A 19,135-nucleotide genomic window follows, 5' to 3' on the forward strand; every position below is an offset into this window, starting at 1 on the left:
ATGGATGCGCGGCCTGAAACCGAGCAGGTCAGACCGGCCCCGAGGGGCCCGTCTGACCTGTCGGAAGGGTGCGGAAGAAAGGGTCAGTTCTTCTGGATCTGGTCGAAGCTCAGCTCGACCGGAGTCTCCCGGCCGAAGATCTCGACCAGGCCCTTGACCTTCTTCGAGTCGGCGTTGATCTCGTTGATCGTGGCCTGCAGCGTGGCGAACGGGCCGTCGGTGACCGTGACCGAGTCGCCCACCTCGAAGTCCAGCACCTGGACCTCGACCTTGCGGCTGGGCGCCGGGGCGCCGCCCTCCTCGGCGGTGGCCTTGGCGGCCTTCTCCTCGGCCTCCGGGGCGAGCATCTTGACGATCTCGTCCAGGGTCAGCGGGTACGGGTCGTAGGCGTTGCCCACGAAGCCGGTGACGCCCGGCGTGTTCCGCACGACGCCCCAGGACTCGTTCGTCAGGTCCATGCGCACCAGCACATAGCCGGGGAGCTTGTTCTGACGGACGTTCTTGCGCTCGCCGTTCTTGATCTGGACGATCTCTTCTTCGGGGACCTCGGCCTGGTAGATGAAGTCCTCGACGTTCAGCGAGACGGCACGCTGCTCCAGGTTGGCCTTCACGCGCTTCTCGTAGCCCGCGTAGGTGTGGATCACGTACCACTCGCCGGGCAGCCCGCGCAGCTCTTCACGGAGGGCCTCGACCGGGTCGACCGCGACCTCGGCCTCTTCGGCCTCGACGTCCTCAGCGGCCTCGGCGACGGCCTCGGCCTCGTCCTCGACGTGGATCGCGGCCGTCTCGGCGGGCTCGCCCGCGGCGGCGTCGGCGGCTTCAGCCTGGTCGGAGTCCGCCGCCTCGACGATGTCGAGCTCGTCCTCACGGGACTCGACGGGCTCGGCGGCGTCGTTCAGGTTCGGGTCAGACACGGTGGCTGCTTCTTCCTGGCTTCAAGGGGTGGAACGTGCGAAAGGACGCTGCCGGGAAACGGCCGCCCTCCGCGGGATCTCAGCCAAAGACGTACTTGATGGCGTTGTTGAACCCATAGTCAATCACGGTCACGATGCCGATCATGATCAGCACGAAGACGATCACCACGCTGGTGTACGTCGACAGCTGATTGCGCGTGGGCCACACGACCTTGCGCAGCTCGGCGACGATCTGGCGGTAGAACAGCGCGAGCCGGCCGAAGGGCCCCTTCTTCGCGCGCTTGCCACCACGGCGGCCCTTCTTGGTCGCCACCTCGTCCTCGTCGGGACGACCGCTCTCAGGCGTCGCGGTGGAGCCAAGGGCTTCCGTCACTCGTCCTCACCTGAATCCGGGTCGTGGCCGTGCCGCGTCCGGCCCGGCCGCACAGCGGTGCTTGTCCTTGCGTACGCATGCACGCACCCTGACGATCAAGTGCGTGTAGCAGGGCCGGAGGGACTTGAACCCCCAACCGCTGGTTTTGGAGACCAGTGCTCTACCAATTGAGCTACGACCCTTTGCGGCAACCCCCAACCTACCGCATCCATCCCGCTGCACGGAGTGTGCGGGGCGGATACGTCTGTTGGGCGGCCAACGACGGTTGAGTGTACGTGCTTGACGGCCGGGCGTCGAACGAGAAGCGCCCGTGCCCTCCACGGAGTCTCCGCGGAGTCCCGGCAGGAGTCTGGTGTGAGTCTTGTTAAACCTGTGTACCGCCCTTTTCTCCGGTCTGCGACGATGCATCCATGACCGCTGCTACTCCTCCTGCACAGTCCCCGACCGGCCGGCGGGTGTCGGCCCGGATCGGTTCCATCTCCGAGTCCGCGACCCTCGCCGTCGACGCCAAGGCCAAGGCCCTCAAGGCCGCCGGCCGCCCGGTGATCGGCTTCGGCGCCGGTGAGCCGGACTTCCCGACGCCCGACTACGTCGTCGAGGCGGCGGTGGCAGCTTGCCGTGATCCCAAGTTCCACCGCTACACCCCGGCCGGCGGGCTCCCCGAGCTGAAGACCGCCATCGCCGCGAAGACCCTGCGCGACAGCGGTTACGAGGTCGAGGCGGCCCAGATCCTGGTGACCAACGGCGGCAAGCAGGCGATCTACCAGGCGTTCGCCGCGATCGTCGACCCGGGCGACGAGGTCATCGTCCCCGCGCCGTACTGGACCACCTACCCGGAGTCGATCCGGCTGGCCGGCGGTGTCCCGGTGGACGTGGTCGCGGACGAGACGACCGGCTACCGGGTCTCCGTCGAGCAGCTGGAGGCCGCCCGCACCGAGCGCACCAAGGTGCTGGTCTTCGTCTCGCCGTCCAACCCGACCGGCGCGGTCTACAGCCGTGAGCAGATCGAGGAGATCGGCCGCTGGGCCGCCGAGCACGGGCTGTGGGTGCTCACCGACGAGATCTACGAGCACCTGGTCTACGGCGACGCGACGTTCCACTCGCTGCCGGTGGTGGTGCCCGAGCTGCGCGACAAGTGCGTCGTGGTCAACGGTGTCGCCAAGACGTACGCGATGACCGGCTGGCGGGTCGGCTGGATCATCGGCCCCAAGGACGTGGTGAAGGCCGCGACCAACCTGCAGTCGCACGCCACCTCCAATGTGAGCAATGTCGCGCAGGCCGCCGCCCTGGCCGCCGTCTCCGGCGACCTCGACGCCGTCGCCACGATGCGCGAGGCGTTCGACCGCCGGCGTCGCACCATCGTGCGCATGCTCAACGAGATCGACGGCGTCGAGTGCCCGGAGCCGGAGGGCGCGTTCTACGCCTACCCGTCGGCGAAGGGGCTGCTCGGCAAGGAGATCCGCGGCAAGCGGCCGCAGACCACCGTCGAACTGGCCGCGCTGATCCTGGAGGAGGCCGAGGTCGCCGTGGTGCCGGGTGAGGCGTTCGGCACACCGGGCTATCTGCGGCTGTCCTACGCGCTGGGCGACGAGGACCTGGTCGAGGGCATCTCGCGGATCCAGAAGCTGCTGGCGGAGGCCCGCGCCTGAGCGGCTTTCCCCTTGAGAGCGGGCGCCCGGCCACGGCCGGGCGCCCGCTCTCGTCCGGGCCCGTATTCCTGTGCGGGCAAGCCCACGTTCGGTGAAAGCGGTACCGGCGGGTCCGGACGTGCGGCAAAATCTGCAGATGGCACGCGATGTACATCTGCTCCCCAAGGCGCATCTGCATCTCCATTTCACCGGCTCCATGCGCCCCGGCACGCTCCTCGAACTCGCCGACAAGTACGGCGTCCATCTGCCCGAGGCGCTGAGCGGCGGTGAGCCGCCGAGACTGCGGGCCACCGACGAGCGCGGCTGGTTCCGCTTCCAGCGGCTGTACGACATCGCGCGGTCCTGTCTGCGGGAGCCCGACGACATCCGGCGGCTGGTGCGCGAGACGGCCGAGGAGGACGTCGCGGACGGCTCCGGATGGCTGGAGATCCAGGTCGACCCCACCTCGTACGCCCCGCGCCTGGGCGGGCTGATCCCGGCACTGGAGATCATCCTGGACGCGGTCGACGCGGCCTCCCGGGACACCGGGCTCGGCATACGGGTCCTGGTCGCCGCGAACCGGATGAAGCACCCCCTGGAGGCGCGCACCCTGGCCCGGCTCGCGGTGCGCTTCGCGGACCGCGGGGTGGTCGGCTTCGGGCTCTCCAACGACGAGCGGCGCGGTTTCGCCCGCGACTTCGACCGCGCCTTCGCCATCGCCAGGGACGGCGGACTGCTCGCCGCCCCGCACGGCGGCGAGTTGTCCGGGCCCGGCAGCGTCCGCGACTGCCTGGACGACCTCGTGGCCGCCCGGGTGGGGCACGGGGTGCGCGCGGCCGAGGACCCGCGGCTGCTCGCCCGGCTGGCCGACCGCGGGGTGACCTGCGAGGTGTGCCCGTCCTCCAACGTCGCGCTCGGGGTCTACGAGAAGCCCGAGGACGTACCGCTGCGCACCCTGTACGAGGCCGGGGTGCCGATGGCGCTGGGCGCCGACGACCCGCTGCTGTTCGGGTCGCGGCTGGCCGCCCAGTACCAGCTGGCGCGCGAGCACCACGGCTTCACCGACGAGGAACTGGCCGAGCTGGCACGGCAGTCGGTGCGGGGTTCGGCGGCGCCGGAGGACGTACGGCGGCGGCTGCTCGCCGGGATCGACGGCTGGCTGGCGTAACGCACCTCCGAAATTTCGGAGGTGCGTTACAGGCTCACGCCCACCGTCACCGGCTCGTTGACCAGCGTGACGCCGAACGCCGCCTCAACCCCGGCCACCACCTCGCGGGCCAGCGCCAGCAGGTCCTCGGTGGTGGCCTCGCCGCGGTTGGTGAGCGCGAGGGTGTGCTTGGTGGAGATGCGGGCCGGACCGGTGCCGTAGCCCTTGGTGAAGCCCGCCTTGTCGATCAGCCAGGCGGCGGAGGTCTTGATCCGCCCCTCCCCCGCCGGGAAGGCGGGCGGGGCGATGTCCGCGCCGAGGCGGTCGGCGACGCGGGCCAGGAAGGCTTCGTACGCGCTCTCGGTCAGCACCGGGTTGGTGAAGAACGACCCCGCGGACCAGGTGTCGTGGTCGTCGGGGTCGAGCACCATGCCCTTGCCCGCGCGCAGGGACAGCACTGTCCGGCGGGCGGTGTCGGCGGGCACCCGGTCGCCCACCCCGACGCCGAGCACCCGGGCGGTCTCGGCGTACTTGATGGGCGCGGACAGCCCGTCCGCGTCCTCCAGTTCGAAGCGGACCCGCAGGACGACGTGGCGGTCCGGCTCCGCCTTGAAGCGGCTGTGGCGGTAGGAGAAGGCGCAGTCGGCGGCGGGGATCGTCACCACGGCGTCGGCGCGGCGGTCGTAGGCGACGACCTCGCTGAGGGTGGCGGAGACCTCCTGGCCGTACGCCCCGACGTTCTGTATCGGGGTCGCGCCCGCGGAGCCGGGGATTCCGGCCAGGCACTCGATACCGGCGAGGCCCGCCTCGACGGTACGGGCCACGGCGTCGGACCAGTTCTCGCCGGCGGCCAGCTCCAGCCGGGTGCCGTCGAGGGTGAAGCCGGTGGTCGCGATGTGCAGGGCGGTGCCCTCGAAGCCCTTGTCGGCGATGACCAGGTTGCTGCCGCCGCCGATCAGCAGCAGCGGGGTGCCGGTCGCGTCGGCCTCGCGGACCGCGGCGATCACCTCGTCGTCGGTGGTGGCCGTGATCAGCCGGGTGGCCGGGCCGCCGAGGCGGAAGGTGGTGAGGGGGGCGAGGGGGGCGTCATGGAGTTCCTGCACGCGCTCAAGAGTACGGGGGCGCCCCCGGCGTGCTGCCGGGGGCGGGCGGAGTCCTGAGCGATCAGGCGAGCCGGACGACGGCGCGGGCCATGCCCAGCACCTTCTGACCCTCGCTGGTCGCCGTGAGGTCCACCCGGACCGTACGGGCGTCGTCATCCAGCTTGGCGGCGACCTTGGCGGCGATCTCGATGAGCGCGCCCTTGTCGTCGTTCGGGACGACGACCGGCTTGGTGAAGCGCACGCCGTAGTCGGCGACGGCCCCGGGGTCGCCGGTCCAGTCGGTCACCACGCGGATCGCCTCGGCCATGGTGAACATGCCGTGGGCGATGACGTCGGGGAGGCCGACCTCCTTGGCGAACTTCTCGTTCCAGTGGATCGGGTTGAAGTCGCCCGACGCGCCGGCGTACCGGATCAGGTCGGCGCGGTTCACCGGGAAGGTCTGCGCGGGCAGTTCGGTGCCGACCTCGACGGCGTCGTACGAGACCTTGGCGGTCATCTGCTGTCCTCCCCTTCGGCGGCGCGCGCCACCAGTTTCGTCATCGCCGTCACCACGTGCTCACCCGCGGCGTCCCGCACCTCACCGCTGATGAGGATCACATCGTTGCCCGCGAGCGACTTGATGTCGTCGATCCTGGTGGTGACGGTGAGGCGGTCGGCCGCCTCGATGGGCCGGGTGTACGTGAACTTCTGGTCGCCGTGCACCACCCGGTTGAAGTCCAGGCCCAGCTGCGGGTCGCCGACGACCAGGTGCCGCGCGGCCTTGAAGGTGATCGCGAATACGAACGTGGGCGGGGCGATCACATCGGAGTAGCCGAGCGCCTTGGCCGCCGCGGGATCGGTGTAGACCGGGTTGGTCTCGCCGATCGACTCGGCGAATTCGCGGATCTTCTCCCTGCCGACCTCATACGGGTCGGTGGGCGGATAGGTCCGCCCGACGAAAGACGGATCAAGCGCCATCGCCTCGGCACCTCCTGCTGTTGACGACTAACGAAACGAGGCCACCCCCGCTAGTGGGGGCGGCCTCGAATGAGAGTTTATTGCTATCGCGTCTCGCGGTGCGCGGTGTGCGCGTTGCAACGCGGGCAGTGCTTCTTGATCTCAAGACGATCCGGGTCATTACGCCGGTTCTTCTTGGTGATGTAGTTCCGCTCCTTGCACTCCACGCAGGCCAGCGTGATCTTCGGGCGGACGTCGGTGGCAGCCACGTGAGTGCTCCTTGACGAACGGATGGGACAGAAGAACGCATTAAAGAGTAGCCGACCGGAGGACCGACCCCACAATCGGCTACTGTGTGTAGCGGTGACCGGACTTGAACCGGTGACACAGCGATTATGAGCCGCTTGCTCTACCGACTGAGCTACACCGCTTCGATGCGAGTCGGGCCCCGCCCGGCCGGAGCCGAACGGGATACCTCACACATCAGAGCCCCAATACGGAATCGAACCGTAGACCTTCTCCTTACCATGGAGACGCTCTGCCGACTGAGCTATTGGGGCGAGCGATGAAGACATTACACGCTCGGCCGCCGAAGGTGAAATCCGTATCGGCCCGGGGGCCACCGTGGGTGACACACGCTCCTCACGCACCACACCGGTACGACTATTCGGCTCCTCCGCGGCCCCGCCCCCACCGCGTCCTAGGCTCGGCTCGCCCCGCGTGATCTCCCGCGTGATCTGGAGTGCGATGCCCGAGAGCCAGCCGCCCGAGAGCCACCAGCAGCAGTCCTCCGGCAACGACGGCGGGACGGCCCCCGGGGCCACCGCGCTGGTCCTCGGCGGCGCCCGGCTCGCCGACGGCCGAACGGTGGACGTACGGCTCAGCGGCGGGCGGATCGAGGCGGTCGGCACCACCGGCAGCCTGGTCCCCGGACCGCGGCTCGACCTCGGCGGCTATCTGCTGCTCCCCGCCCCCGCCGAACCGCACGCCCACTGCGACACCGCCCTGACGGCCGACATCGCGGGCCCCGTCCCGTACGCCTCCGAGGACGTCCAGCGCCGCACCACCGAGGCCGCCCTGCTGCAGCTCGGCCACGGGGCGACCGCCGTGCGCACCCATGTGCGGATCGGCGGGGTGCACGGTCTGCGCTCGCTGGCGGCCGTCCTGGAGGCCCGGCACAGCCTCCGCGGGCTCATCGACCTCGGCGCGGTCGCCGTACCGCGGGTGCTGACCGGGGCCGCCGGGGCGGACGGGCTCGCGATGCTGCGGGACGCCGTACGGATGGGGGCCTCCGTCATCGGCGGCTGCCCCGACCTCGACCCCGACCCGACCGGCCACGCCGAGGCCGTCCTCGACCTCGCCGCCCGCACCGGCTGCGCCGTCGACCTCCACACGGACGGTGACGACCCGGCCCGGCTCGCCCGGCTCGCCGCGATGGCCGGGGGCCTGCGGCCCGGCGTCACCATCGGCCCTTGCGGCGGGCTGGCCCGGCTGCCCCGCGACCTCGCGGCGCGGACCGCCGACCGGCTCGCGGCGGCGGGCGTCACCGTGGTCTGCCTGCCCCAGGGCGACTGCGTCGGGCGGGAGGACCGGGGTGAGCAGGGGGCGCGCGTGGCCGGGTGCGCGCCGGTGCGGCTGCTGCGGGCCGCGGGCGTCCGGGTCGCCGCCGGGAGCGGCGCCCTGCGCGACACCGTCAACCCCGTGGGCCGCGGCGACCCGCTGGAGGCCGCCTATCTGCTGGCCTCGCGGGGCGAGCTGGGCCCCGCGGAGGCCTACGAAGCGGTCTGCGCCCGGGCCCGCGCCGCGCTGGGGCTGCCCGAGGTGCGGGTGGAGGCCGGGTTCCCCGCCGAGCTGCTGGCCGTGCGGGGCGACGGGCTCGCGGGTGTGCTGTCGCTCGCGTACAGCCGGGTCGTGGTCCACGACGGCCGGGTGGTCGCCCGTACCAGCGCCGTACGGGAGTACTGCGACTCCGCCACTGCGGTCGCCCTCGACCTCCCGCGCCAGTCCCGGCCCGCGTCCCGGCCCACGTCGCCGCCCACGTCCCCGCCCGCGGACGGCGACGGGCAACCCTAGCCCGACCGGCGTACGGTCGGGATCATGCGCATTGTCATCGCTGGTGGACATGGACAGATCGCGCTGCGGCTGGAGCGGCTGCTCTCCGCGCGCGGAGACGAAGTGGCGGGCATCATCCGCAAGCCGGAACAGGCGGGCGACCTGCTGGCGGCCGGCGCCGAGCCGGTCGTCTGCGACCTCGAATCGGCCTCCGTGGACGACGTGGCCAAGCACCTGGAGGGTGCCGACGCCGCGGTCTTCGCCGCCGGTGCGGGCCCCGGCAGCGGGGCCGCCCGCAAGGAGACCGTCGACCGCGCGGCCTCCGTGCTCTTCGCGGACGCCGCCGAGCGGGCGGGCGTACGACGGTTCGTCACCGTCTCCGCGATGGGCGCCGATCGCGAGCCCGCGCCCGGCACGGACCCGGTCTTCGCCGCCTACCTGCGCGCGAAGGGCGCCGCCGACGACGACATCCGGGCCCGCCCCGCCCTCGACTGGACCGTGCTCCGCCCCGGCCGCCTCACCGACGGCCCCGGTACGGGCCTGGTGACCCTGGCCGAGCACACCGGCCGGGACGAGGTGACCCGCGACGACGTGGCCGCCGTCCTGGCCGCCCTCCTCGACGAACCCCGCACGGCGGGCCGCACCCTGGAACTCCTGGGCGGCACCACGCCGGTGACGGAAGCGGTGCGAGCGATCGCCGACGGCGGCTGACGGGGGCGGGGCGCTCGGGGTCGGGCCCGGGGCGCCCGGGGGCGGGGCGCCCGGGGTTGCGCCCCCGTAATCGCCGACGGCGGCTGACGGGGCGGGGTCGGGCCCGGGGTTGCTTCGGGTGCCGGGTGCGGGGCCTCCGGGGCAGGGCCCTGGACCGTATATTTACGGCGCCGCCGCCGCAGACCGTGGGATGGACGTCGACCAATCGGCGCCACAAATACACGTCAGCGTCCAGGACCCCACCCCTGCGACCCCACCCCCTCCCGCCGGTGGCCCGGCCCCCGGCCGACCCGCCCGCGCCAGTGGCGGGCACCGGGCGAGGCGGGAAACGAGCCCGCCGGTGGCCCGGGCCTCGCCGGTTCCGGCCCGCACCGGTGGCGGGGCGCCGGGCCGGACCCCGCTCCTCCCGCCGGTGACCCGGACCCAGGCCGATTCCGACCCGCGCCAGTGGCGGGCGCCAGGCGGGAGTGGAGCGGCCCCCGCCGGCGGCCCGGGCCCACCCCGGTGGCGGGCGCCAGGCCGGGGCGGGAAGCCCGCCCACCGGTGACCCGAACCCCAGCCGACCCCGGCCCGCACCAGTGGCGGCCGCCAGGCGGGGCGGGAAGCCGCCCGCCGGCGGCCCGGGCCCACGCCGGTGGCGGGCGCCAGGCCGGGGCGGGAAGCCCGCCCACCGGTGACCCGAACCCCGGCCCGCACCGGTGGCGGGCGCCGGGCGCGGGCGGGCCTGCCCCCGCCCGCATCGCCGGCGGCGGGTGAAGGGCGGGGGTCCCACCCGTTGCCCGGACCGCGGCGCCGGTCCCGGCGCGCCGTCGGGGCGATGCGTACCGCACGGCCCATCCGGCACGTGAGCAGCAGGGGCCGGGGCGGAGATGCCCCGGCCCCCAGCCCCTCCGGCGTTTGAGGAGCGGGGTCCGGGGCGGAGCCCCGGGGGCGGGGAAGATCCCCGGCCCGTCAGACCCGGCGCCAGCGGGCCATGGCGAAGGAGAAGACGCCGAACAGCGCCAGCCCCGCCGCTACCGCGACCAGCAGCCAGGGGCCGGCGGAGGTCGCGGCGAAGGTGCGCAGGGTGTCGTCGACGCCCTTGGCCCGGTCCGGGTCGTATCGGACGGCGGCCGAGACGGCGAAGCCGCCCGCGGCCGCGAAGACGGCGCCGCGCGCCACGCCGCCGCATACGCCGAGCGCCTCGACGGCGCGCTCGGCCCGGCGGAGTATCGCGGAGAGCGCGAGGTGCTTGCGGAAGGTGCGCGTCAGGGCCCGTACGGCGATCCAGACCCCGGCGCCGGCGACCACCGCGCCGCCGATGCCGACCAGCCACCGTCCCTCGGGCAGGGTGAGGGCGCGGGACGTGACGTCCTGGGACTGGCGGTCGCTGGAGCCGCTGCCCTGTTCCCCGGCCGCGAAGGCGAGGACGGAGTAGGCGACGAAGGCGTAGAAGACGGCGCGGGCCGCACCGGCGAGCCGTTTGGTCGTCTTGCGGCCGTCCGGTCCGGCGGCCCCGAAGACGGCCTCGGACAGCCGCCACAGGGCCATGCAGACCAGCCCGACGCCGACGGCCCAGACCAGGGCCCGGCCGAACGGCTGGTGGGCGAGCATCTGGAGGGCACCGCTCCGGTCGGCCTGTTTGCCGCCGTCACCGAAGGCGATGCGCAGGGCGAGGATGCCGACGAGCAGGTAGAGGACGCCGCGGGCGGTGAGGCCGCCGCGGGCCGTGGCCTCGATGGCCCGGTGCGGGGCGCGGGCGCGGGGCGCCGGGCCCAGTCCATGTGCGATCGACGACGCGTTCACCGTTTTCCTCCCGATGTCCGTACCCGGCCGCTGGTGCGGCGTTTGCCCCGGACGGTTGGGCGGAAACGGGGACGGCCGTCTCTTGTTGCCTGAGGCGATCACCTCTACCCTGCATCTGACGGACCGTCAGATTACGTGGGGAGATGACGCCATGACGGGCGAGACGACCGGCGCGACCGAGCTGCCCATGGTCATCAGCGTGGACGACCATGTGATCGAGCCCGCCCATCTCTTCGAGACCTGGCTTCCGGCCAAGTACCGCGACCGGGGGCCGAAGCCGCTCACGGCCGGGATCGGGGAACTGGCGTACATCGGGGGCAAATACCGCATCACGACCGACCCGGACGGTCCGCTCACGGACTGGTGGGAGTACGAGGGCGGCCTTTTTCCGTACAAGCGGATCATCGCGGCCGTCGGGTTCTCCCGGGACGAGATGACCCTGGAGGGCATCACCCGCGAGCAGATGCGGCGTGGGTGCTGGGACCCCGGGGCCCGGGTCGCGGACATGGAGATGAACCATGTCGAGGCGTCGCTGTGCTTCCCGACCTTCCCCCGCTTCTGCGGCCAGACCTTCGCCGAGGCCGACGACAAGGAGGTCGGGCTGGCCTGTGTGCGGGCGTACAACGACTGGATGGTCGAGGAGTGGTGCGGTGACAGCGGCGGGCGGCTGATCCCGCTGTGCCTGATCCCGCTGTGGGACGTGGAGCTGGCCGTACGGGAGATCCGCCGGAACGCCGCGCGGGGCGTGCGCGCGGTGACCTTCAGCGAGATCCCCACCTACCTCGGCCTGCCCAGCATCCACAGCGGCTACTGGGACCCGTTCTTCGCCGAGTGCGAGGCGACGGGGACGGTCGTGTGCATGCACATCGGCTCGTCCTCGCAGATGCCCGCCGCCTCCCCCGACGCCCCGCCCGCCGTCCAGGCGGCGTTGAGCTTCAACAACGCCATGGCCTCGATGATGGACTTCCTCTTCAGCGGCGTCCTGGTGCGGTTCCCGCGGCTGAAGCTGGCATACGCCGAGGGCCAGATGGGCTGGATCCCGTACGCCCTGGAGCGCGCGGACGACGTCTGGGAGGAGCACCGGGCGTGGGGCGGGGTCCGGGATCTCGTCCCCGAGCCGCCGTCCACGTACTACTACCGGCAGATCTTCTGCTGCTTCTTCCGCGACCGGCACGGCGTCGCCTCGCTCGACACGGTCGGCGTGGACAACGCCACCTTCGAGACCGACTACCCGCACGTGGACTCCACCTGGCCGCACACCGAGCGGGTCGCGGCCGAGCACGTCGCGGGGCTGCCGCCGGAGACCACGTACAAGATTCTGCGCGGCAACGCGATCCGGATGCTGGAGCTGGACTTCGACAAGGACCGGGCTGTGTAACGGAACAGCATCCGATTTCGGCCATCATGGCGCGAATCCCGGTCGCCCCCTTGCCTATCGGCGGCGGCGGCCATGGGATCAGTGCATGTCTGAGCGTCGGCCAGCCGTGAAGTACCCGCCGAGTGACGCCTCGCCGCGTCACTCGGCCGAGTCGTCCTGTGCCCGTGCACACATGGCGTCGAGCGCCGTGCCGCGGCCGCGCCGGAACAAGTGCCTCCACACCCCACGGCGTTCGGCGCCGGTCCCTCCCCACGCGGGGACCGGTGCCGAACGGTGGGGCGGTGCCGATCCGCACCCCCCCGTATGGGTGCGGATCGCGGGAGAGTCGGTTCGGTGGACGACGCGGCGGCGGCCAGGAGTCCGAGCCGATGGTCCGGCCGGGCGCCGCGATCGTGTGCGCTGTTGCTCTGTGATCCTGCCAGTTGTGCCGTCCGCCGAGGAGGTTCCGGCCGCGGGCCGCGGCCTTCGTCGCAGGTCATCCGTATAAAGTGAGTTTTCCGGTCCGGAGATCCAGGCGCGGGGGAAGTAAGGAGTGGAGACCTTGAGTTCCGACTCAGGGGTACGCACGGCCTTCGCGGAACGTCTTGCGCTGCTCTACCGGGAGGCCGGCAACCCTCCCCTGAAGAGCGTGGCGGAGGCGGTCGTCCGGCTTCAGCGGGTCGACGAGCGGGGGCGGCCCGTGCGGGTGTCCGCTCAGCGGATCAGCGACTGGCGGCGGGCCAAGAACGTACCCGCTCAGTTCGCGGCCCTCGCGGCGGTGCTGCACGTCCTGATCCCCGACGCCCGGCGGCTGCGGCGCGCCCCGGTGTCCACCGGCCTGTACGACATGGCCCAGTGGCAGCGGCTGTGGGAGCGCGCGGTGGCCGACCCGGTCGGCGAGCGCCCCCCGGCGGCCGCGGACGAGGAGGAGAAACCCCCGGCCGACGCCCCGGCCGTGCCCGGCGCGGTGTGCCCCTACCGGGGGCTGGCCGCGTACCGGCAGCAGGACGCCCGGTGGTTCTTCGGCCGGGAGCGGAGCACCGAAGCGCTCGTCGGTCAGCTGCGCGCGACGGAGAAGACCGGCGGCCTGGTCATGCTCGTGGGCGCCTCGGGGGCGGGGAAGTCCTCCCTGCTGAACGCCGGGCTGGTGCCCGCCCTGGAGAAGGGCGCCCTGGGCGACGGGGACGGGCGGGGGCGCGCGGTGCTCCAGCTGGCCCCGGGCGGCGATCCGCTCGCGGAGCTGACCCGCCGGATACCCCAGCTCGCGGACGTCGTCCGCGCCAAGGCGCCCGGCACGCCGCGGTTCGCCCGCGCGGTGCGGGAGGCCGTCACGGCATGGGCGGAGGGCGAGACCTCCGCCGCCGCCCGGCCGGTCGTCATCGTGGACCAGTTCGAGGAGGCGTTCACCCTCGGCACCGACGAGACGGACCGGCGCACGTTCATCCAGCTGCTGCACGCCGCGTGCTCACCCGCCGGCACCGGCGACCCGGCCCCCGTCCTCGTCGTCCTCGGCATCCGCGCCGACTTCTACGAGCAGTGCCTGGCCTACCCCGAACTGGCCGACGCGCTGCAGCACCGCCACATGGTGCTCGGCCCGCTGACCGTCGCCGAACTGCGCGAGGCGGTGACCGGCCCGGCGAAGGCCGTGGGCCTGGAACTCGAACCGGGTCTCGCGGAGCTGATCGTGCGGGAGGTGAGCGCCGACGGCCCCGGCGGCACCCATGACGCGGGGGTGCTGCCGCTGCTCTCCCACGCCCTGCTGGCCACCTGGCAGCGCCGCAAGGCGGGGCGGCTGACCCTGGCCGGCTACCGCGCGGCGGGCGGCATCCAGGGGGCGGTGGCCGCGACGGCCGAACGGGCCTGGTCCGGCCTCGACCCGGCGGCGCGCACCGCCGCGCGGCTGCTGCTCCTGCGGCTGGTGCGGCTGGGCGAGGACACCCAGGCCACCCGCAGGCGGGGGACGCGGCGCCAGCTGTCGGAGGAGTCGACGGAACCCGGCAAGACGCAGGAATCGCTCGAAGCGCTGGTCCGCGCCCGCCTGGTGACCCTCGACGCGGAGACCGTGGAGATCACCCACGAGGCGCTGCTGCACGCCTGGCCGCGGCTGCGCGACTGGATCGACGAGGGCCGGAACGACCATCTGCTGCGCCAGCGCCTGGAGGAGGACGGCAGGTCCTGGGAGGGCATGGGCCGCGATCCGTCGCTGCTCTACCGGGGCTCCCGGCTGGAGCAGGCCCACACCTGGGCGAAGTCCGCCGGTGACACCCTGCTGACCCGCAGCGCGGTGGAGTTCCTGGCCGCCTCGGTGCGGCTGCGCAAGCGCACCATCTGGCTCAGCCGGAGCGCCGTGGCGGCGCTGATCGTCCTGGCGATGGTGGCCGTCGGCTCGGCGGTGGTCGCGTGGCAGCAGCGGGACGACGCGGTGTTCGAGCAGGTGGTCACCGAGGCCGACCGCTTCGAGTACCGCGATCCGTCGCTGTCCGCCCAGCTCGCCCTGGTGGCCCACCGGCTGCGGCCGGACGACGAGGCGACGCGGAACCGGCTGGTCTCGATCGTGAACGCGCCGCTGGCCACCCCGCTGCTCGGCCACACCGGTGCCGTCTACCTCACCTCGTTCAGCCCGGACGGGCGGCTTCTGGCGACCGCCAGCTACGACCGGACCGTCCGGCTCTGGGACACCCGCGACCCGACCCGCCCCAAACCGCTGGGCAAGCCGCTGACGGGCCACACCAGCTGGGTGAGCAGCGCGGTCTTCAGTCCGGACGGCCGGACCCTCGCCAGCGCGGGCGACGACGGCACGGTCCGCCTGTGGGACGTGACGGATCCCCGCCATCCGCGGTCGCTCGGTAAGCCCCTGTCCGGCCATGACGGCACGATCTACCTGCTCGCCTTCAGCCCGGACGGGAAGACCTTGGCCGCCGCCACCGACAACCGCCGGGTCCGCCTGTGGGGCGTGGGCAACCGACGGCGGCCGAAGCCGCTGGGCTCGCTGACCGGCCCCACCGCCGCCGTGCGCTCCGTCGCGTTCAGCCCCGACGGCCGGACGCTGGCGGGCGGGGGCGACGACGGCAAGATCCGGCTGTGGAACATGGCCGATCCGCGCCATCCGAAGCGGATCGGCAAGGCGCTGACCGGCCATACGGACCTGATCCACTCCGTGGCGTTCAGCCCGGACGGCAAAACCCTCGCCAGCGGCGCCGCGGACAACACCATCCGGCTGTGGGACGTCGGCGATCCACGGCACGTGGAGGAGCTGGGCTCGCCGCTCACCGGCCACTCGGGGCCCATCTGGTCCGTGGCCTTCAGCCCGAACGGCAACATGCTCGCCGCCGCCAGCCAGGACAGCACGGCGAGCCTGTGGAACGTCCAGGATCCGGCGTATCCGTCGCAGGTCGGCGAGCCGCTGGCCGGAAGCAGCGGCGAGATGTACGCCCTCGGCTTCAGCCCCGACGGCCGGACCCTCGCCACCGGGACCGGCGACAACACGGTCCGCCTGTGGTCGATCCCGACGTCGGACATGATCGGGCGGGTGGGGGCGTTCCGCCCGGACGGGAAGGTGCTCGCCACGGCGGCGCGCGACGAGAAGGTCCGGATGTGGAACGTCGCGAAGCCGGGGCGGCCGGTGCCGATGGGCAAGCCGTTCGCCATGGGGAAGGGCTCGGTGCGGGAGCCGGCGTTCTCCCCCGACGGCCGCATTTTCGCGGCGATGACCGGGGGAGCCGCGGTGCGGCTGTGGAACGTCGCCGACCCGGCCCGGCCCGTCCCCGCCGGGCCCCCCATCGACCTGCGGACCCGGTTCGCCGGCGCGCTGGCCTTCAGCCCGGACGGGCACACGCTGGCCACCGTGTACGACGACCGCACCATCCGGCTGTGGGACGTCAGCGACCCGTCCCACGTCCGTCCGCTCGGCGCGCCGCTCACCGGCCACAAGGGCTACGTCAACGCCCTCCTCTTCAGCCCGGACGGCCGCACGCTCGCCAGCGGCAGCGCGGACAACACCATCCGGCTGTGGAACGTGACCGACCGGCGCCATGTCGAGCGGCTGGGCGCGCCGCTCACCGGCCACCTCGGCCCCATCAACGCGCTCGCCTACAGCCCGGACGGCAACACGCTGGCCAGCGGCAGCGACGACAACACGGTCCGGCTCTGGAACGTCACCCATCCCCGCAGGGCGACCCGGCTGGGCCGCCCGCTCACCGGCCACACCGACTCGATCGTGTCGCTGACGCTCAGCCGGGACGGCACCACCCTGGCGAGCGGCGGCAACGACAACGCGGTCCGGATCTGGGACATCAGCGTCCCGTCCAAGGCCGCTCCCATCGGCCAGTCGATGAGCCCCAACGCCAAGACCGGCAATTTCCTGTCGTTCAGCCCCCAGAGCCGGATGCTCGGGGTGTCGACCGGCGCCGACACCATCCGGCTGTGGGACCTGGACGTCGACAAGGCCATCCATCGCGTCTGCTCGATGACCCGGGGCGTCCTGACGGCGGAGAATTGGCACGACTATCTGCCCCGGATGTCGTACGAGCCCCCGTGCGGGCGCTGAGGAAAGGGGCCCTCCGTGCGTGATCACGATCACAACTCCGTGTTCATTCCGACCAGTCGGCACCCGGACGCGCGGAGTCGCGTTACGCTTGGGAACAGCCCGATCGCTGGTGCATCCCCCGTCGCCAGCGATCGGGCGTTTGCGTGCGCTACGACCGCGGGCGCCGCTCGGCGCGAAGCTGGAGGTCACCTGTGATGCCGTGGCTCGACCAGGCGGCCCTGGACCTCGGCCGCGCCTACGTCCGCCACGCGCCCTGGAGCGCCGGGAAGCGGGCCCTGGTCGAGCGGTACCTGAACACCGCCCTGCGGGACCGCCCCCTGCGCCGCCTGGCCCGCACCCGCTTCGGCGCGACCTTCGCCGTCGACACCCAGGACCTCATCCAGCGGTACCTGTACCTCTTCGGCGTCTGGGAACCCCATATGACGCGCTGGCTCCAGCGCAGGCTGAGGCCGGGCGACGGGTTCGTGGACGTCGGCGCCAACATCGGCTACTACAGCGTCCTCGCCTCACGTCTGGTCGGGCCCGGCGGGTCGGTGGTGGCGGTCGAGGCCTCGCCGACGTTCCACCAGCTGCTCCTGCGGCACGCCCGGCGCAACGGCTCCACCAACATCCGCGCCCTCAACGCCGCCGTGTCCGATCGCGACGAGCTGCTGACGTTCATCCTCGCCAGCTCGCGCAACATGGGCGCCAACAGCATCGTCCCCTACGACGGCCCGGCCGAGTCCACCTTCGACATCGCGGCCCGCCCGCTGCCCGACCTGCTCACCGAAGAGGAGATCGCCCGGGCCAGGGTCATCAAGATCGACGTCGAGGGTGCGGAAGGCGGTGTCGTCCGGGGCCTGGTCCCGATGCTCGGCCGGCTCCGGCCGGACGCGGAGCTGACCATCGAGGTCACCCCGGAGCGGATGGCCGACCTGGGGGAATCCGTCGAAGAGCTGCTGGAAGCCCTGGCGTCCCACGGCTTCCACACCTACCGCCTGGCCAACGACTACGCGGCGGGCAGCTACCCGGCCGCCCTGCTGCGCGCTCCTCAGGTGCCGGTGCGGTGGCGGGGCCCCGTCACGGCCGAGAGCGACCTGGTCTTCTCCCGGACCGACGCCGAAACGCTGCCCTGACCGCGGCCGGGTTCAGCCCGCCTCGTACCGCCAGCCGTCCATCGCCGCCAGGACGCGGGCGCGCGCCTCGACCACCGCGAAGCGTGCCTCGCGCTCGGTCGCGTCGGCGTGGGCGGCGTGGCTGGTGACCTGGCCGGGCCATTTGCGGTACAGCAGGCCGGTCTCGGCGGTGAACCAGCCGCGGCTGACCGCGCTGAGGGCCATCAGCAGCCCGGTGTCCTCGGACGCGGGCAGGGCCATCCAGCCGCCGAGGGCCAGGAGCAGGTCGCGGCGCACACACAGGGTCGCCGGGTGGACCTGGGCCCGGTAGTCGTGGGTCTTCCAGTGGTCCAGGACAGCGCCGCGCGCGATCGGGCCCTGCGGCGGATCGCCCTCGAAGCCGACGGTGGAGCCGTCGGGCAGCAGGTCCAGGGCGCGCGAGGTGGCCCAGCCCAGCTCCGGGTTCTCATTGAGCGCGCGCAGGTCGCGGGCGAGGGCGCCGGGGGTCAGCATGTCGTCGGCGTCCAGCACCTTGACGTACGCGCCCTCGGCGCGGGAGAGCCCCATCGTGCGGGCCATGGCGGCCCGCCCGGCCCGGCCCTGGCCGAAACTGATCCGTGGGTCGGCGGGGACGTAGGGGCGTACGGCGTCGGTCTCGCCGTCCTCCTGGACGACCCACTGCCACTCCCAGCCGTCCGGCAGCTCCTGCTCGCACAACGAGCGGTACGCGTCCGGCAGATGCCCGGCGGCGGGGGCGTGGACCGCGGTGATGACCGTGATGGTGTTCGGCATGGTCACCACCTTGTCAGGGGCGTGGTGAAGACCAGCTCCGTACGGTCACCGGGGAGCCGCACATCCGAGACCTCGACGACCCGGCCGCCGGTGTCGACGCAGATCTTCCGGATGAGCAGCAGCGAGACGCCCCGCTCGAGGCCGAGCGCCCCGGCCTCTTCCGCCGTGGGCGGGCGGGCCGTGACCCGCTCCTCGACGCGGTCCAGCTCGACGCCGATCGTGGAGAGCTGGTGCTGCGTGCCCCCGGGCCAGGGCTCGTTGGCGGCGTCGAGCAGATCCGGGTTGGCGGCCACGACGCCGTGGACGAGATAGGAGTGCACCAGGGCGAAGGGGGCGTCCTCCGCGCGGCACGTGGTGCGGTAGATCCGCTCCAGCAGCCGCGTGCCCACGGGCACCCCGAAGACCGCCGCCAGGTCCTCATCCGCCGTCGCCTCGCGGTACTCGGCGTGGAAGGCGAGATCGGTCACCTCCAGCCCGGTGTCGTGCTCCGTGGCCCCGGTGCTCAGGCGCTCGGCCCTGGGCCGCCGTGCCCGGTCCTTCTCCCACTGGTGCCGGTCGTTGCCCCGCTCGACGCGATGGCGCGGGGTCTCGGCGGGCAGCCGCTCCCCCGGGCGGAGCCGTCCGGTGCGGATGCCGTGGCGCAGCGCGTCGGCGATCTGCTCGTACCTGGGCACGTTCTCAGCGTAATGACAACGGC

The 19,135-nt window shown here is 72.8% G+C and carries 16 protein-coding genes and 3 tRNA genes; 7 read left to right on the forward strand and 12 right to left on the reverse strand.

Features of this window, described 5'->3' with window-relative positions:
• Window positions 1-83: 83 nt before the first annotated feature.
• The 3 genes from nusG to ACFZCY_RS13000 form a co-directional block, all read right to left on the reverse strand.
• Complete coding sequence (nusG, locus tag ACFZCY_RS12990) at window positions 84-914, reverse strand: transcription termination/antitermination protein NusG (protein ID WP_391171856.1); 831 nt, start codon at window positions 912-914, stop codon at window positions 84-86.
• 79 nt (window positions 915-993) lie between these two features.
• Complete coding sequence (gene secE / locus ACFZCY_RS12995) at window positions 994-1,287, reverse strand: preprotein translocase subunit SecE (protein ID WP_055556063.1); 294 nt, start codon at window positions 1,285-1,287, stop codon at window positions 994-996.
• 109 nt (window positions 1,288-1,396) lie between these two features.
• Window positions 1,397-1,469 (reverse strand) — tRNA-Trp (locus tag ACFZCY_RS13000).
• 228 nt (window positions 1,470-1,697) lie between these two features.
• Between ACFZCY_RS13000 and ACFZCY_RS13005 the strand changes: the two genes are divergently transcribed.
• Both ACFZCY_RS13005 and ACFZCY_RS13010 read left to right on the forward strand, forming a co-directional pair.
• Complete coding sequence (locus ACFZCY_RS13005; protein ID WP_391171859.1) at window positions 1,698-2,936, forward strand: aminotransferase class I/II-fold pyridoxal phosphate-dependent enzyme; 1,239 nt, start codon at window positions 1,698-1,700, stop codon at window positions 2,934-2,936.
• 136 nt (window positions 2,937-3,072) lie between these two features.
• Window positions 3,073-4,083, forward strand: a complete 1,011-nt coding sequence (locus tag ACFZCY_RS13010; protein ID WP_361483063.1) for an adenosine deaminase — start codon at window positions 3,073-3,075, stop codon at window positions 4,081-4,083.
• A gap of 26 nt (window positions 4,084-4,109) precedes the next feature.
• On the opposite strand, the gene ACFZCY_RS13015 is transcribed toward ACFZCY_RS13010, so the two are convergent.
• The 6 genes from ACFZCY_RS13015 to ACFZCY_RS13040 all read right to left on the reverse strand — a co-directional run bounded on the left by ACFZCY_RS13015 (window position 4,110) and on the right by ACFZCY_RS13040 (window position 6,661).
• A complete protein-coding gene (locus tag ACFZCY_RS13015; protein WP_391171861.1) occupies window positions 4,110-5,165 on the reverse strand; it encodes a UDP-N-acetylmuramate dehydrogenase in 1,056 nt (351 codons plus the stop codon).
• A gap of 61 nt (window positions 5,166-5,226) precedes the next feature.
• Window positions 5,227-5,661, reverse strand: coding sequence for a MaoC/PaaZ C-terminal domain-containing protein (locus ACFZCY_RS13020; RefSeq protein ID WP_391171864.1), 435 nt, complete (start codon window positions 5,659-5,661; stop codon window positions 5,227-5,229).
• Window positions 5,658-6,122, reverse strand: a complete 465-nt coding sequence (locus ACFZCY_RS13025) for a MaoC family dehydratase N-terminal domain-containing protein (protein ID WP_391171866.1) — start codon at window positions 6,120-6,122, stop codon at window positions 5,658-5,660. The genes ACFZCY_RS13020 and ACFZCY_RS13025 overlap by 4 nt, the downstream gene beginning before the upstream one ends.
• Window positions 6,123-6,205: 83 nt before the next feature.
• Window positions 6,206-6,370 carry a 50S ribosomal protein L33 gene (gene rpmG, locus ACFZCY_RS13030; protein ID WP_009715907.1) on the reverse strand — a complete coding sequence of 55 codons (165 nt, stop codon included), beginning with the start codon at window positions 6,368-6,370 and terminating at the stop codon, window positions 6,206-6,208.
• Window positions 6,371-6,459: 89 nt separating this feature from the next.
• Window positions 6,460-6,532: transfer RNA gene (locus ACFZCY_RS13035), tRNA-Met, on the reverse strand.
• 56 nt (window positions 6,533-6,588) lie between these two features.
• Window positions 6,589-6,661, reverse strand: a tRNA-Thr gene (locus tag ACFZCY_RS13040).
• A gap of 187 nt (window positions 6,662-6,848) precedes the next feature.
• Between ACFZCY_RS13040 and ACFZCY_RS13045 the strand changes: the two genes are divergently transcribed.
• Both ACFZCY_RS13045 and ACFZCY_RS13050 read left to right on the forward strand, forming a co-directional pair.
• The gene (locus ACFZCY_RS13045; protein ID WP_391171869.1) at window positions 6,849-8,174 is read left to right on the forward strand and encodes a hydrolase; all 1,326 of its coding nucleotides are present in this window, start codon (window positions 6,849-6,851) and stop codon (window positions 8,172-8,174) included.
• 24 nt (window positions 8,175-8,198) lie between these two features.
• Window positions 8,199-8,864, forward strand: a complete 666-nt coding sequence (locus ACFZCY_RS13050) for an NAD(P)H-binding protein (RefSeq protein WP_391171871.1) — start codon at window positions 8,199-8,201, stop codon at window positions 8,862-8,864.
• A 951-nt stretch (window positions 8,865-9,815) separates the two neighbouring features.
• Here the strand turns inward: ACFZCY_RS13050 and ACFZCY_RS13055 are convergent.
• Window positions 9,816-10,649, reverse strand: a complete 834-nt coding sequence (locus ACFZCY_RS13055) for a DUF1206 domain-containing protein (RefSeq protein ID WP_391171873.1) — start codon at window positions 10,647-10,649, stop codon at window positions 9,816-9,818.
• A gap of 151 nt (window positions 10,650-10,800) precedes the next feature.
• Here ACFZCY_RS13055 and ACFZCY_RS13060 point away from each other — a divergent pair, with 151 nt between their 5' ends.
• From ACFZCY_RS13060 to ACFZCY_RS13070, 3 genes are all read left to right on the forward strand, one after another.
• The gene (locus ACFZCY_RS13060; protein ID WP_391171875.1) at window positions 10,801-12,027 is read left to right on the forward strand and encodes an amidohydrolase family protein; all 1,227 of its coding nucleotides are present in this window, start codon (window positions 10,801-10,803) and stop codon (window positions 12,025-12,027) included.
• 532 nt (window positions 12,028-12,559) lie between these two features.
• The gene (locus tag ACFZCY_RS13065) at window positions 12,560-16,552 is read left to right on the forward strand and encodes a hypothetical protein (RefSeq protein ID WP_391171877.1); all 3,993 of its coding nucleotides are present in this window, start codon (window positions 12,560-12,562) and stop codon (window positions 16,550-16,552) included.
• Window positions 16,553-16,746: 194 nt separating this feature from the next.
• Window positions 16,747-17,667, forward strand: coding sequence for an FkbM family methyltransferase (locus ACFZCY_RS13070; RefSeq protein ID WP_391171879.1), 921 nt, complete (start codon window positions 16,747-16,749; stop codon window positions 17,665-17,667).
• A gap of 12 nt (window positions 17,668-17,679) precedes the next feature.
• On the opposite strand, the gene ACFZCY_RS13075 is transcribed toward ACFZCY_RS13070, so the two are convergent.
• Window positions 17,680-18,438 (reverse strand): glycosyltransferase, encoded by a 759-nt coding sequence (locus ACFZCY_RS13075; RefSeq protein ID WP_391171881.1) that lies wholly within the window; start codon window positions 18,436-18,438, stop codon window positions 17,680-17,682.
• Between the two features lie 2 nt (window positions 18,439-18,440).
• Window positions 18,441-19,112 (reverse strand): UTRA domain-containing protein, encoded by a 672-nt coding sequence (locus ACFZCY_RS13080; protein WP_391171884.1) that lies wholly within the window; start codon window positions 19,110-19,112, stop codon window positions 18,441-18,443.
• Window positions 19,113-19,135: the final 23 nt, after the last annotated feature.

The sequence above is a fragment of the Streptomyces sp. NPDC007983 genome (assembly GCF_042958345.1).
Lineage (GTDB): Bacteria > Actinomycetota > Actinomycetes > Streptomycetales > Streptomycetaceae > Streptomyces.